The sequence below is a fragment of the Microbacterium sp. bgisy203 genome (genome assembly GCF_057706945.1).
The window spans coordinates 178,789-192,066 of record NZ_JBYIPF010000002.1 but is presented as its reverse complement, the minus strand read 5'-3'; the positions used below and the strand labels follow the sequence as shown (position 1 = coordinate 192,066).

Genomic DNA, 13,278 nt, shown 5'->3' with positions numbered 1-13,278 from the left:
GACTCCTCGGTGGGGCGCGATGCGCGCGATGGGATGAAACTCCGGTCCAGTGTAGATGAAACTGAGTCTCAGAGGGCTGGGAGGATCCGGCGACACCGGGGCCGAGGCATCCTGTGCGCGGACCGCACCCCTCGCGTCCGCGGCGGTGGCACGCGAGGATGGCGGCGTGTATGACATCCCCGCTCCCATGCTCGCCAAGGCCGTGCCCGCCATCCCCGACCCCGCCAAGACGCCCGGCGGACTGTCGTTCGAGCCCAAATGGGACGGGTTCCGCGCGATCGTCGCGTGGGACGGCACGGGCGCCGACGGCGTGGAGATCGGCTCGCGCGGCGCGAAGCCGCTCACCCGCTACTTCCCCGAACTCGTGGATGCCTTCCGCGCGCTCCTCGCCGAGCCGTGCCTCATCGACGGCGAGATCGTCGTGGCGCTGCCGGCCGCCGATGCGAGCGAGACGGCCGATGCGGGCGGCGGCGATGCGTCACTGCGTCTCTCGTGGGAGGCGCTGTCGCAGCGGATCCACCCCGCGGCATCCCGCGTCGCCCTGCTCAGCGCCGAGACGCCCGCCCGCTTCGTCGCCTTCGACCTGCTCGCGCGTGGCGACCGCGACCTGCAGGGCGAACCGTTCGCCGCGCGGCGCGCGGAGCTCGAGGATCTGCTCCGCGGCATCCCCGACCCGATCCACCTCACACGGACGACCACCGACCCCGCCCTCGCGACGCAGTGGCTCGCGCAGTTCGAGGGCGCCGGACTCGACGGCGTCGTCGCGAAGCCGCTCGCGCTCCCGTACACCCCCGGCAGGCGCACGATGATGAAGATCAAGCACGCGCGCACCGCCGACGTCGTCACGCTCGGATACCGCGTGCACAAGAGCGGGGCCGGCGTCGGGTCACTCCTCGTCGGCCTGTACGACGACGACGGCGCGCTGCACCAGGCCGGCGGCGTCTCGGCGTTCACCGACGCGCGCCGGCGCGAGCTCGTCGACGAGCTGGCGCCCCTCGTCGAGACCGATGCCGACGGCGCGGCCGTGCGCGGCGACGGCGAGCGCTCGCGGTTCACCGCGGCCGACAAGGACACGTCGTTCGTCCGCCTCCGCCCCGAACGGGTGCTCGAGGTGCGCTACGACCAGCTCGAGGGGCGGAGATTCCGCCACACGGTGCAGTTCGAGCGGTGGCGCCCCGACCGCGACCCGCGCTCGTGCACCTACGACCAGCTCGAGCAGGTCGCCGCCTACGACCTGGCCGACGTCCTCGACTGACGTCCCGGCGCTGCGGCGTTCGGTTCGCAGGACGATCGACGCGGGATGGGGCGTCGAATCGTTGCGGTCGGGCGTTGGGCGCCGGATCTCCTGCGAGACGAACGCGAGACGAACGCATCCAGCCGCGTCTCCCCACCCGCACACGCGGATCGAGCCCGCATCGGCGCCGGACTCCGGCGGCCGGCCATGCGGGCCCGATCTGCGAAAGGGGGCCCGATCTCCGAGGGAGCCGGGCCGACTCCTTCATGGCTCCGAAACTACCGGCGCGATGCGCGGCGACACCCCGGCGCGCGCCGTGAATAAAGACCCGGCCCGTCGGGGGTGCGGGCGCCCGCGGCCGATGCCAGGATCGGAGCATGTCTCCGTCCGCCGAGCCGCCCCCACCCGAGGACGATGCCGCCCGCGGCGTCCCCGGCGACCAGGCATCCGGAGCAGACCTCGACGGCGACCTCTCGCTCACCCAGGAACTGCGCCTCGAGCCGGTGCAGTTCATCGCGCGCACCGACGCGGTCATGCGCCTCGGCGCACTCATGCTCGGCGCGGGTGCGTCGTCGGCGCGGGTGCGCGACAGCATGGAGCGCGCCGCGCACGCCGTCGGCATCGAGACGCTGCACACCCGCGTCGGCATGAACGACCTCGTCGCCACGATGAGCCGCGGGCAGATGTTCCGCACGCGCGTCGCCGAGATCCGCCGGCCCGGGGTCGATGCGGAACGCCTTACGGCACTCAAGCGCCTGACCGGCGAGCTGCAGCCCGGCACCTCTCCCGCCACGCTGCAGCAGCGATTGGATGCCGTCGAGTCACGCCCTCGCCGTTACCCCGAGGTCGTCCGGGTCTTGGGCGCGGGCCTCGCCTGCGCGGCGTTCGCCCTCTTGAACAACGGCGGGTGGCAGGAGTTCATTGCGGTGCTCATCGCCGCCGCGATCGGGCAGTTCGTGCGGATGCGCATCGCGCGCCTTCGCACCAACGAGTTCCTGACCGTGTTCGTCTCCGCCGTCACCGCGCTGCTCGTCTACCTCGGTGTCGCGGCGCTGCTCGCCCTTCTCGGCGTACCGGGCGGACAGCACGACGCCGCGCTCACGGGCGCCGTTCTCTACCTCGTCCCCGGCTTCCCCCTCGTCACGGGCGCCCTCGACCTCGCCCGCCTCGACCTCAACGCCGGCATCTCCCGTGTCGTCTACGCAACGCTCGTGCTGCTCGCGACAGGAACGGCGGTGTGGGGCATCGGCTCGATCTTCCAGGCGACGGTGACCCAGACCGCCGATCCGCTCTTCGCGGAGCCGGTGCTGTCGGTCGTGCGCCTGCTCGCCGGCTTCGTCGGCGTGCTCGGGTTCGCCGTGCTCTTCGACACCCCGCCCGCGATCGCCTTCACCACCGCGGCGCTCGGGTCGGTGGCGAACGTCGCGCGGCTGGCATTCATCGACGGCGGGATGACGGCGCCACTCGCGGCGGCGATCGCGGCGCTCGCGGTGGGCTTCGGCGCGTTCCTGTTCGGCGACCGCCTCCGCGCGGCGCGCGTCACCCTCACGGTGCCCGCGGTCCTCATCATGGTGCCGGGCGCGGCGGCGTACCGGGCGATCACGGGTGTCATCGCCGGCGACACGCTCGCCGCGATCCAGAACGGATTCACCGCCGTCTTCGTCGTCGTCGCCCTCGCGATCGGGCTGACCGTCGCCCGCATCCTCACCGAACGCGAGTGGTCGCGCCCGTGACCGCGACGCGACCCGAACCCCGACCCTGATCATCGGCCGCCTGTCAAGGCTTCGCGTCGACGGCGCGCGTCCCTTACCGTCGTGGCATGGGACTGTTCCGATCCTCCGAACCCGCCACCGTCCGCGTGTCCGACTCCGGCACCCCCGTGCGCGTGAGCGCGAGCACCGCGGGCAAGCCCTGGACCCTCTGGGCCGACGCCCTAGGCACCTTCGCCATCCGCGCCATGCAGATCCTCATCGCGGTGGCGCTCATCGCCGCCGTGCTCTGGGGCATCAGCCAGCTGACGGTCGTCGTCATCCCCTTGCTGCTCGCCATGATCCTGGCATCCGCCTTCGCGCCGGTCATGCGCTGGCTGCGCCGCAAGGGGGTGCCGGCCCTCGCCGCGACGATCCTGACGCTCCTCGCGATCGTGCTGCTGCTCACGGGCATCGGCTGGCTCATCGTCAATGCGGTCCGCAACCAGTGGGACGACCTGTACTCGCAGGCGCAGGCGGGGTTCCAGGATCTGACGGAGTGGTTCTCGACGCTTCCCATCAGCTTCGACCAGGCGCAGATCGACGAGTGGATGGGCTCGATCACCGACTTCCTCACGAGCGCGCAGTTCGGCTCGGGGGCGATCGCGGGAGTCAGCGCGGTCGCGACGTTCATCACGAGCTTCATCCTCATGGTCGTGATCCTCTTCTTCTTCCTGAAGGATGCCCCGCAGATGTGGGCCTTCCTCCTGCGCCCCTTCGAGGGCAAGAGCTACGACCGCGCGATGCGGGTCGGCGACAAGACCGTGACCACGCTCGGCTCGTATGTGCGCGGCACGGCGGCGGTCGCGGCGGTCGACGCCATCGGCATCCTCATCGGTCTGCTCATCCTGCAGGTGCCGCTCGCGATCCCACTGGCGGTGCTGACGTTCCTGCTGGCGTTCATCCCGTTCGTGGGCGCGACGCTCGCCGGCATCCTCGCGGCGCTCGTCGCCCTCGTCGCGAACGGCTGGGTCAACGCCCTGCTCGTCGTCGGTGTCGTCGTGCTCGTGAACCAGCTCGAGGGGAACTTCCTGCAGCCGGTGCTCATGGGCCGGTCGATGAAGCTGCACCCGTTCGTCGTACTGATCGTCCTGACCGCGGGAACCTTCCTCGGCGGGATCGTCGGCGCGGTGCTCGCGGTGCCGCTGACGGCGGTCGCGTGGGGCATCGTGCAGGTGTGGGACGGCCCGAACACGCCGGCGCGGTGGGCGCGGCCAAAGCATCCCGAGGATGAACAGGCGATGATCGAGGGCCGAGAACCCGAGTCGCTCACCCGCCAGAGCTGACGCCGCGCGGGACCCCCGTCACTCGGTCTTCTTCGCCCGGCTCGGCTGCACGCGCGGGGGCTCTCCCGGCATCTTGGGGAACTCGGGCGGGAACGGCAATTCGCCGAGCCCCGCGTCGAGGTCGCGCTGCCACCACTCGAGCAGCATGTCGATGCGGCCCGGCGCGTCGGCGAACTGCTCCCACGGGTCGCCGGTGTCGGCGAGACGAGCCGGTACGGTGCGGACGGTGAAGGATGCCGGATCCACCCCCGTCGCGAGCTCGTCCCACGTGATCGGGGTCGCGACCGTCGCCTGGGGCAGCGCGCGCGGACTGTAGGCGCCGGCCATCGTGCGGTCGCGGTTGGCCTGGTTGAAGTCGACGAAGACGCGCTCGCCGCGCTCCTCCTTCCACCAGGCGGTCGTCACCTTGTCGGGCATCCGCCGTTCCAGCTCGCGCCCCGCCGCGATCACCGCGTGGCGGACGTCGAGGAACTCGTGCGTCGGCTCGATCGGGCAGAACACGTGGATGCCGCGGTTCCCGCTCGTCTTGATCCACGCCTCGAGCCCCGCCTCGCGCAGCACCTCGCGGAGGGCGGGGGCGACGGATGCCGCATCGGAGAAGTCCGTGCCCGGCTGCGGGTCGAGGTCGATGCGCAGCTCGACCGGGTTGTCGGTGTTCGTCGCGAGCGATGCCCACGGGTGGAAGACGACGGTGTTCATCTGCACGGCCCACACGATCGCGGCGGCCTCATCGAGGACGACCTGCGGGTGGCGGCGCCCACTGTTGTACGTGCACATGACCTCGTGGACGTAGTCGGGCGCGCCGCGCGGCGGGTTCTTCGAGAAGAAGCTCTCGCCGTCGACGGTGTCGGGGTAGCGCTCGAGCGACACCGGACGGTGGCCGTTCGCGCGCAGGAACGGGTCGGAGACGGCGATGACGTACTCGGCGAGCTCGCGCTTCGTGATGCCCACCTCGGGCCAGATGACCCGATTCGGGCTCGACAGCGACACCTCGCGGTCGCCCTCCGGGCCGGGTACGGTCACCGTGATGCGCTCGGATGCCATGGTCCGACCCTAGGCGCGCCGCGCCTCCCGCGACACCCCGGGTCCTCACCCCGGGCGCCTCATCCCGGTCGCCTCTCGAGCGGCGCCGCCGCGGGTCGAAACTCCGCAACCGCTCCTTGCCGCCGCTCGCCGTCTCAGTCCGCGAGGGCGATGAGCGGAGCGAGCGCCTCACGGTCGAGTTCGGCCCAGGGCCCCGCGGCGTCGAGGACGATCCCGGTCACCGTGGGCTCGGCGGCGAGGGTCTTGGCGAGCTGCTGCGGCGTGAGCGGCAACGGCCGGTCGCCGCGTCCCATTGCGATGACCTCGAGCGGATGCGAGTACACCTCGATGCGCCGCCCGCCCTCGCCGCGTGCTTCCGCCAGCCCGATCTGTCCCGACTCGGGGTCGAGGTTGCCGGCGACCCACACGGTCTCGCGGGTGAGCACGTCGACGATCGCGCGCTCCGCGGCATCCGTCCGCTCACCGGCGAGGAGGGTCTTCAGCGCGAACGGAGGCGGAGCGCCCTCTTCGAGGGACTTCCGGATCAGCTCGATCGGCAGCACGAGGCGTGCGCCGGGGTTCGTGTGGTCGAGGTAGATGCCGTCGTATCCCGAATCGACCGCGGTGCGCAGGAGGTTGTATGCCAACTGGCCCACGGCCGACGCGGCCTCCGAGCCTTCTTCGAGCGCGCTCGCCTGGAGCGGCCCGCCGCCGCTGAACGCGAGAAGGAACCGCTTGTCGCCGAACGTCGTGATCGCAAGGTTCAGGCCCTTGCCCTCGGCGAGGAGCGCCTGCGCGTCACCCTGGGCGCGCACGTACAGCTGTCCGACGAGCGCCTGCCGCATGACGTTCATGACCTCAGCGGCCTGCGGGGTCTCGGAGAGAGCGGCGAGCGCACGCTGCACGAGGACGTTGTCGACGACCCCCGGGATCGTCTGGGTCGCTGCCGGCGCCGTGGCCTCGGGACGCGGCGGGCGCGGCGGCGCCGGCTTCTCCGGGGCCTTGCCGAACGTGCTCACCGAGATGCCCACGTGGGGCACGGGCTCGGCGTCGGGCGCCGCCGTACCCACATCGTCGGCGGACGTGTCCGGCGCTGTCAGCTCCGCGTCGGGTTCGGACGGGGAGTCGTCGCTCTTGCCGCGACGCGAGAACAATGCCATGCCTCGAGGGTATCCCGGGCCGGTGGCGGGCGCGGCGTCGCCGGGAGCCACGCACACCCCACCAGCGCTACAGCTTCGCGATCGGCGCGATCTTGATGAGAAGCTTCTTGGGGCCAGCGGAGTCGAACCGCACGTGCGCGATGCGCTTCGCCCCCTCGCCCGTGACCATGTCGACGCGGCCCTCGCCGAAGTCGTCGTGCCGGATGCGATCGCCCGGAGCGAGCTCGAGGTCGCCGTTGTCGCGCACCTTCGCGGGGATGCGGTTCGCGAACTTCGTCACGTCGCCCGCCGGGTTCTCGCGCCTGGGGAGCGGCACGAGGTCGTCGCCGTAGCGCGACCCGCCGCCGAAGCCGCCGGAGCCCGATCCGCCCCGGCGCGCGTTGAGCGCGCGCGACTGGGTGCCGCCGCGCGAGTTCACATCCCCCGGCGACTGACGCCAGTCGATGAGCTCGTGCGGGATCTCCTGCAGGAACCGACTCGGCATCGCCGCCGAGACCTCACCGAACTGGGCGCGCGTCATCGCGAGCGACAGGTGCAGCCTCTTGCGGGCACGGGTGAGCGCGACGTAGAAGAGGCGCCGTTCCTCCTGCGGGCCGCCTGGCTCGCCTGCCGAGATCCTGTGCGGGATCAGGTCTTCTTCGACGCCCGTGACGAAGACGGCGTCGTACTCGAGCCCCTTCGCCGTGTGCATCGTCATGAGCGAGACCGACCCCGTGGCGTCGTCGAGGTCATCGGCATCCGACACGAGGGCGACCTCCGTCAGGAAGTCGAGGATCGTCCCCTCGGGGTTGTTGCGGGCGAACTCGCGGGTGACCGCGACGAGCTCGTCGAGGTTCTCGACGCGCGCTTCGTCCTGAGGGTCGCGTGAGCGGCGGAGCGCATCGAGGTAGCCCGACTTGTTCAGCAGGACGTTCAGCCCCTCGGTCACCGACGACGACGGCGCGACCTCGCCCGAGACCGGGAGCATGATCTCGGATGCCTCGGCGAGCACCGCGTCGAGCTGTGCGATGGCCCGCTGGATCTTCGGCCCGACGCCCAGCGCCGAGGGGTTGGCGAGCGCGTCGCGGAACGTGATGCCCTCTTCGGTCGCGTAGCGCGCGATCGCCGTCTCGGTGACGTCGCCGATGCCGCGGCGCGGCTTGTTGAGGATGCGGCGGACGCTCAGCTCGTCGGCCGGGTTCGCGACCGCGATGAGGTACGCGAGGGCATCCTTGATCTCGGCCCGCTCGTAGAACTTCGTGCCGCCCATGATCTTGTAAGGCACGGCCGAGCGGATGAAGATCTCCTCCAGCGCGCGGGACTGCGAGTTGGTGCGGTAGAACACCGCCATCTCGCCGTACGGCATGCCGCCGCGGTGCAGCCGCTCGATCTCATCGGCGACGAACTGGGCCTCATCGTGCTGCGAGTACCCGGTGAAGCCGACGATCGCATCTCCCGCGCCGACGTCGGTCCAGAGCTTCTTGTCCTTGCGGTCGAAGTTGTTGCTGATGACGGCGTTCGCCGCGGTGAGGATGTTCTGCGTCGAGCGGTAGTTCTGCTCGAGCAGGACGACCTTCGCCCCCGGGTAGTCGCGCTCGAACTCGGTGATGTTGCGGATGTCGGCGCCGCGGAACGCGTAGATCGACTGGTCGGAGTCGCCGACGACCGTGAGGGATGCCCCGGGCTCGCCCGCCGCATCGGAGGGCGCGTCGAAGATCATCATGCCGCCCTCGTGCGCGGTTCCGGAAGCGTCGGAACCGGGGGGACGCGTGAGCTCGTGGATGAGCGCGTACTGGGCATGGTTCGTGTCCTGGTACTCGTCGACGAGGATGTGCCGGAAGCGGCGCCGGTAGACGTCGGCGACGTGCGGGAACGCGCGGAAGAGGTAGACGGTCTGCCCGATGAGATCGTCGAAGTCGAAGGCGTTCGCCCGCTGCAGCGCGCGCTGGTAGTCGGCGAAGATCTCCGCGAAGACGCGCTCGGCGGGGTCGCTCAGGTTCGCCGTCCGCGCGAACGATTCGGCATCCGCCAGCTCGTTCTTGAGCTTGGAGATGCGGCCCTGAACGGCGGCAGGGGTGAGGCCGAACGCATCGGCTTCGTGTTCCTTGACGAGGCGCTTGATCAGGGCGCGCGAGTCGCCCGAGTCGTAGATCGTGAAGTTCTTGGTGAAGCCGAACTGGTCGGCCTCGCGGCGGAGGATGCGCACGCAGGCGGAGTGGAACGTCGAGATCCACATGCCCTGGGCGACGTCGCCGATGAGCTGGTGGACCCGCTCGCGCATCTCGCCGGCGGCCTTGTTGGTGAACGTGATCGCGAGGATCTGGCTCGGCCACGCCTCGCGCGAGCGCAGGAGCGACGCGATGCGGCGCGTCAGCACGCTCGTCTTGCCGGAGCCGGCGCCCGCGACGATGAGGAGGGCGGGGCCACGGTAGGTGACGGCCTCGCGCTGGGGCTCGTTGAGCCCGGCGAGGAGGTCGTCGTCGGCGCGCGCGGACCCGGCCGATCCGGGGGTCGCGCGCACGGCGGAGGCGGCGCCGGGGCCGCCGACGATCACAGGTTTGATGGGGTCAGGCATGTCCCCTCAAGTCTAGGTCGGGGCCCCGACACCGGCCTTCCGCCCGCCCGAGCCCTACAGCAGCCGCCGCTCGCTGGCCCAGGCCGTCAGCTCGTGCCGCGACGAGAGCTGCAGCTTGCGCAGCACCGCCGACACGTGCGTCTCGACGGTCTTGATCGAGATGTACAGCTCCGCGGCGACCTCTTTGTAGGAGTAGCCGCGCGCGATGAGGCGCATGACCTCCTGCTCGCGCGCCGACAGCCGGTCCAGTTCGTCCGGGGCGGCCGCCGTCTCGCCCGCGACGGCGCCGAAGGCGTCGAGCACGAAGCCGGCCAGGCGTGGCGAGAACACGGCATCCCCGCCGGCGACGGCGTGCACCGCGTCGCTCACCTCGATCCCCGACGACCCCTTCGTGATGTACCCGCGGGCGCCGGCGCGGATGACGCGGACGACGTCCTCGGCGGCATCGGACACGCTCAGCGCGAGAAACCGCGTCGGCACGCTGGCCGACCCGCGGATGACCTCCTCGCCGCCGGTCGCATCGGCGCCCGACCCGCCCGGCAGGTGCACGTCGAGGAGCACCACCTCGGGCCGCTCCCGCGCGATCACGGGGATCGCGGAGGGGACATCGGATGCCTCGCCCGCGACGGCGATCGAGTCGTCGAGGTCGCTGCGCAGTCCCGACCGGAAGATCGAGTGATCGTCGACGATCACGACGCGGATCGGCTCAGCCACGGTCCGCACCCCCCTCGCGGCGCTCGAAATGCAGATGAACTTCAGTGCCGGCATCCGTCGAGCGGACCGACGCCGTGCCGCCGACGCGCCGCATGCGTCCGATGATCGACTGCCGGATGCCGAGGCGATCGTCGGGGACGGCATCCATCTCGAAGCCCGCACCCCGGTCTCGGATGTAGACGTCGACACCCGCCCCGCCCTCGATGTAGACGGAGACCTCTCCTCCCGCGTGGCGGGCGGCGTTGAGCATCGCCTCGCGCGCGGCGGCGGCGACTTCACCGCTGGCGCGCTCGGTCGACGCCCCCGCCGACACGACGTCGATGCGCACGGGGTAGTCGAGTTCGAGCGCGCCCGCGTAGTCGCGGAGGTCGGTCGGCAGATCGCTGTCGGCGGGCTGGTCACCGTCGTAGAGCCAGGCTCGCAGCTCGCGCTCCTGCGCGCGGGCGAGGCGCGCGGCCTCGCTCGACGCGCCGGCGCGGTTCTGGATGAGGGCGAGGGTCTGCAGCACCGAGTCGTGAAGGTGCGCGGCCATTTCGGCGCGCTGCTCCTCGCGGATCCGCGCGACGCGCTCACCCGACAGCTCCCGCCAGCGCTGCACGAACGCGGGCGAAAGCACGAGCAGGATCGCGAAGAAGGGCACGAGCGCGCTCACGAGGACATCGAGGGTCGTCCCGCCCTCGCCGACAGCGACGAGGAGCACGATGACGAGCAGGGCGATGGCGACAACGCGCGTGACGAACGCGTGGCGCGGCCCGCGGGCGGGGTCGGTGCGGTCGATGAACCCGGCCCAGAGTCCCGCGGCGGTCGCGGCGCCGACGGTGAGCGCGAAGCCTCCGACGACGCGCAGCCGCGCGAGCGGCGCCCACCCCCACGCGCGGTACTCGGCCAGTCCGAACATGACGACGACGAGCGCGACCGTCGCGACGGTCAGGAGGATCCAGGCGACCGGGACGCTCCGTGTGGGCGCGCTCGGGCCCGACTCGGCGGGCGGTTCCCAGGGGATGAACGCCCAGCACCAGAGATAGAGGAGGATGCCGGCACCGCCGAGCACCGACAGGACGACGAACAGCCACCGCACCGCCCACACCGGAGCATCGAGGTGCCGCGCGAGCCCTTCCGAGACGCCCGACACGGCGCACTCACGGGGGCGCAGGAGTGGGAGGCGCTCGGCCACGGCGCGCGCGGGGCGCGCCGGACGCGGAGGTCGGGCCGGGCGCGCGGGCCGCGGCGACGCGACCGGGGCCGCGGGCGCGGCCGGGTCGGCGGGCGACACGACCGGGGCCGCGGGCGCAGCCGGAGACGCAGTCGCCGGGGTCGTCGTGGACATGCGGCCATCCCATCACACCGGCGCACGCGAGGGGATGCCAGAACGCGAAGATCAGGGTCGGATCAGGGGTTCACCCCATGGCGACCGCCGCCGTCGCGCGGCGAGGATCGATGCATGACGACCCCCGTGCTCGATCCCGGCCCGCCGCCGACACCTTCGGCATCCCCCGCGGACTCCTCCGGCGCGCCGCCCGCCGGCCCGCGTCCCTCACGAGGGGATCGCTTCTTCTCGTGGACGTCCGGACTCGGCATCGTGCGCGGCGACGGGTGGATCGGCGGGGTCGCGGCAGGCGTTGCCGCACGCCTGCGGATCGACCCGCTGATCGTCCGCGGCATCTTCGTGGTCGTGCAGCTCTTCGGATTCCCGATGCTGCTCGTCTATGCGATCGCGTGGGCGGTGCTCCCCGACCTCGACGGGCGGATCCCGCTGCGCGACGCGATCCGCGGGCAGTGGACGCCGGCGATGGGCGGGATCATCGCGTGCGCCGTGCTCGGCCTCGTGCCGGCGCCCGTCGGCGCCGCGATCGTCCTGCCCGCCGCGTACGTGTCGGACCCCACCATCATCGCGCTGTCCATCGTGTTCACGGTGGCACTGCTCGTCGCCGGCCTTCTCGTCTTCGTCATCGCCAGCGCCGCGCGCTCCCCGCGCCCGCGGTCCACCCCCCAGACCCCGGCGGCCGATCCGGATGAGCGCACGGCTTCTGCCGCGCCTCTCGATCCGGACAGGGCCCCGGACGCGTCCGCCGCGGCATCCGGTTCGGGTCCGGATGCCCCGCGTGCGGACGAGGAGGGGGATGCCGCCGGCTTCGCGGCCTCCCCCTCCTCCCTCGACCCCCCATCCACCGAATCCGGCGCCCCATCCACCGAACCCACCACCCCCGCCGAACCCGTCACCCCCGCCGCACCCGTCGACGAGTACGCCGCCTGGCGCGAGCAGCACGCCGCGTGGAAGATGCAGGACGACGCCTGGCGCCGCCAGCAGCAGGATGCCGCGCGCCTCGCCCGCGAGCAGGCGCGGCGCGAGCGCCAGGAGCGGGGCGCCGCCTTCACGGCGGATGCCGACGAGCGTCGCCGCGTCCGCCGAGCGACCAAGCCGCGGACCCCGTTCGCGTACGTCGCCGCCGTCGTCGGGGTCGCGATCGTGCTGGGTGCGATCGTCGGACTCGCCGGGGCGTCGGAGCTCTCGGTCGCACGAGGGCTGTTCGTCGCGGCTCTCGTCACCGCCCTCGGCATGGTGATCGCGGGCGCCGTGCGGTGGCGCAGCGGATTCCTCGCGTTCACGACCGTGCTCTTTCTTCTCGGCGGCGCGGCGGGGGTCGCGGTGCCGGCGGCTCGAGAGTTGCACCTCACCTCGTACGGCGTCTCGAACGCCCCGGGTGCGCAACGGTGGCCGGCATCCGCGCCCTTCGTCCAGCCGTGGGGTGACGTGACCGTGTCCCTGCGGAACAACGGCGAACCCGACCGCCCGATCCACATCGAGAAGCGTGGGGGCTTCACCTACGTCTGGTTCGAGCCGGGCGTCACGCTGCACCTCGACCTCACGGTGCCCGCCGGCGGTTTTCAGGTGGACCGCGACTCCGACACGCAGTACGAACCGGTCGACCTCGTCGAAGCGTTCAGCGCGACGGCCACGACGCTGCCCGATGGGCGCGTGCGCTATGAGGGCACCTACGCATCCGATCCGGCACCGTCCACCCGTCTGAGCGACGAGGGCATCCGGCTCGCCGATCCGAAGGACATGATCGTCACCGAACAGACGCTCGCGATCGATCAGGAGTCCGGCTACGTCCAGATCATCGTGCCCCGACTGACCGACACAGGCGCCGAGACCCCCGAGGAGTCCGAATGAGCGACGACCAGACGACCGAGATTCTCGAGAGCTTCGACGACGTGACCGACGGGCGCGTTGAGGATGCCGAGGCGTCAGACACCGCGGCATCCGGCGCGACCACGCCCTCCGACGGCCGTCCCGCGCTCCGCGCCCGCACGCGCTGGGCGGGGATCGTCTGGGGGCTGGTGCTCGCGGCGATGGCGATCGGCGGGGTGTGGCTCGCCTCGGGCGAAGCGCGGATCGACGATCTCGTCGCGTGGATCGCGGCTCTGTCGCCGGCGACGGCGATCGGCCTCGGCGTCCTCACCCTCGGCGCGCTGATCCTCGTCACGGGACTCGTCGGGCTGCTGCGCCGCGCGCAGCGCGCCGTCGCCGGCCGGAAGTAGCGCACCGGTCGTCGGA

At 71.8% G+C, this 13,278-nt stretch carries 10 protein-coding genes; 5 read left to right on the top strand and 5 right to left on the bottom strand.

Annotated elements, in window-relative coordinates:
* Positions 1-187 precede the first annotated feature (187 nt).
* The 3 genes from AC3ENQ_RS04275 (at position 188) to AC3ENQ_RS04265 (ending at position 4,268) form a co-directional block, all read left to right on the top strand.
* The gene (locus tag AC3ENQ_RS04275) at positions 188-1,255 is read left to right on the top strand and encodes an ATP-dependent DNA ligase (RefSeq protein ID WP_431802598.1); all 1,068 of its coding nucleotides are present in this window, start codon (positions 188-190) and stop codon (positions 1,253-1,255) included.
* Between the two features lie 356 nt (positions 1,256-1,611).
* The gene (locus AC3ENQ_RS04270; RefSeq protein WP_431802026.1) at positions 1,612-2,967 is read left to right on the top strand and encodes a threonine/serine exporter family protein; all 1,356 of its coding nucleotides are present in this window, start codon (positions 1,612-1,614) and stop codon (positions 2,965-2,967) included.
* 86 nt (positions 2,968-3,053) lie between these two features.
* Positions 3,054-4,268, top strand: coding sequence for an AI-2E family transporter (locus tag AC3ENQ_RS04265; RefSeq protein ID WP_431802024.1), 1,215 nt, complete (start codon positions 3,054-3,056; stop codon positions 4,266-4,268).
* Positions 4,269-4,286: 18 nt separating this feature from the next.
* Here the strand turns inward: AC3ENQ_RS04265 and ligD are convergent, their stop codons facing one another.
* From ligD to AC3ENQ_RS04240, 5 genes are all read right to left on the bottom strand, one after another.
* Positions 4,287-5,312, bottom strand: a complete 1,026-nt coding sequence (gene ligD, locus AC3ENQ_RS04260; protein ID WP_431802022.1) for a non-homologous end-joining DNA ligase — start codon at positions 5,310-5,312, stop codon at positions 4,287-4,289.
* Positions 5,313-5,446: 134 nt separating this feature from the next.
* Positions 5,447-6,451, bottom strand: a complete 1,005-nt coding sequence (locus AC3ENQ_RS04255) for an SseB family protein (RefSeq protein WP_431802020.1) — start codon at positions 6,449-6,451, stop codon at positions 5,447-5,449.
* A gap of 67 nt (positions 6,452-6,518) precedes the next feature.
* Entirely contained in the window at positions 6,519-9,005 is a 2,487-nt protein-coding gene (locus tag AC3ENQ_RS04250; RefSeq protein WP_431802019.1) for an ATP-dependent helicase, read from the bottom strand.
* 54 nt (positions 9,006-9,059) lie between these two features.
* Positions 9,060-9,719: a LuxR C-terminal-related transcriptional regulator gene (locus AC3ENQ_RS04245; RefSeq protein WP_431802017.1), complete on the bottom strand. Its 660-nt coding sequence runs from the start codon at positions 9,717-9,719 to the stop codon at positions 9,060-9,062.
* Entirely contained in the window at positions 9,712-11,046 is a 1,335-nt protein-coding gene (locus AC3ENQ_RS04240) for an ATP-binding protein (RefSeq protein ID WP_431802015.1), read from the bottom strand. The genes AC3ENQ_RS04245 and AC3ENQ_RS04240 overlap by 8 nt, the downstream gene beginning before the upstream one ends.
* Positions 11,047-11,160: 114 nt before the next feature.
* On the opposite strand from AC3ENQ_RS04240, the gene AC3ENQ_RS04235 reads away from it, so the two are divergent.
* On the top strand, positions 11,161-12,894 hold the full coding sequence (locus tag AC3ENQ_RS04235; protein ID WP_431802013.1) for a PspC domain-containing protein: 1,734 nt from the start codon (positions 11,161-11,163) through the stop codon (positions 12,892-12,894).
* The gene (locus AC3ENQ_RS04230; RefSeq protein ID WP_431802011.1) at positions 12,891-13,262 is read left to right on the top strand and encodes a hypothetical protein; all 372 of its coding nucleotides are present in this window, start codon (positions 12,891-12,893) and stop codon (positions 13,260-13,262) included. The genes AC3ENQ_RS04235 and AC3ENQ_RS04230 overlap by 4 nt, the downstream gene beginning before the upstream one ends.
* Positions 13,263-13,278: the final 16 nt, after the last annotated feature.

Excerpts from the sequence above, each read along its gene's own strand:
- AC3ENQ_RS04250 (WP_431802019.1), bottom strand. The coding sequence starts at position 9,005 with ATGCCTGACCCCATCAAACCTGTGATCGTCGGCGGCCCCGGCGCCGCC.
- AC3ENQ_RS04265 (WP_431802024.1), top strand. The coding sequence starts at position 3,054 with ATGGGACTGTTCCGATCCTCCGAACCCGCCACCGTCCGCGTGTCCGAC.
- AC3ENQ_RS04240 (WP_431802015.1), bottom strand. The coding sequence starts at position 11,046 with ATGTCCACGACGACCCCGGCGACTGCGTCTCCGGCTGCGCCCGCGGCC.
- AC3ENQ_RS04230 (WP_431802011.1), top strand. The coding sequence starts at position 12,891 with ATGAGCGACGACCAGACGACCGAGATTCTCGAGAGCTTCGACGACGTG.
- AC3ENQ_RS04235 (WP_431802013.1), top strand. The coding sequence starts at position 11,161 with ATGACGACCCCCGTGCTCGATCCCGGCCCGCCGCCGACACCTTCGGCA.
- AC3ENQ_RS04255 (WP_431802020.1), bottom strand. The coding sequence starts at position 6,451 with ATGGCATTGTTCTCGCGTCGCGGCAAGAGCGACGACTCCCCGTCCGAA.
- AC3ENQ_RS04275 (WP_431802598.1), top strand. The coding sequence starts at position 188 with ATGCTCGCCAAGGCCGTGCCCGCCATCCCCGACCCCGCCAAGACGCCC.
- ligD (WP_431802022.1), bottom strand. The coding sequence starts at position 5,312 with ATGGCATCCGAGCGCATCACGGTGACCGTACCCGGCCCGGAGGGCGAC.
- AC3ENQ_RS04270 (WP_431802026.1), top strand. The coding sequence starts at position 1,612 with ATGTCTCCGTCCGCCGAGCCGCCCCCACCCGAGGACGATGCCGCCCGC.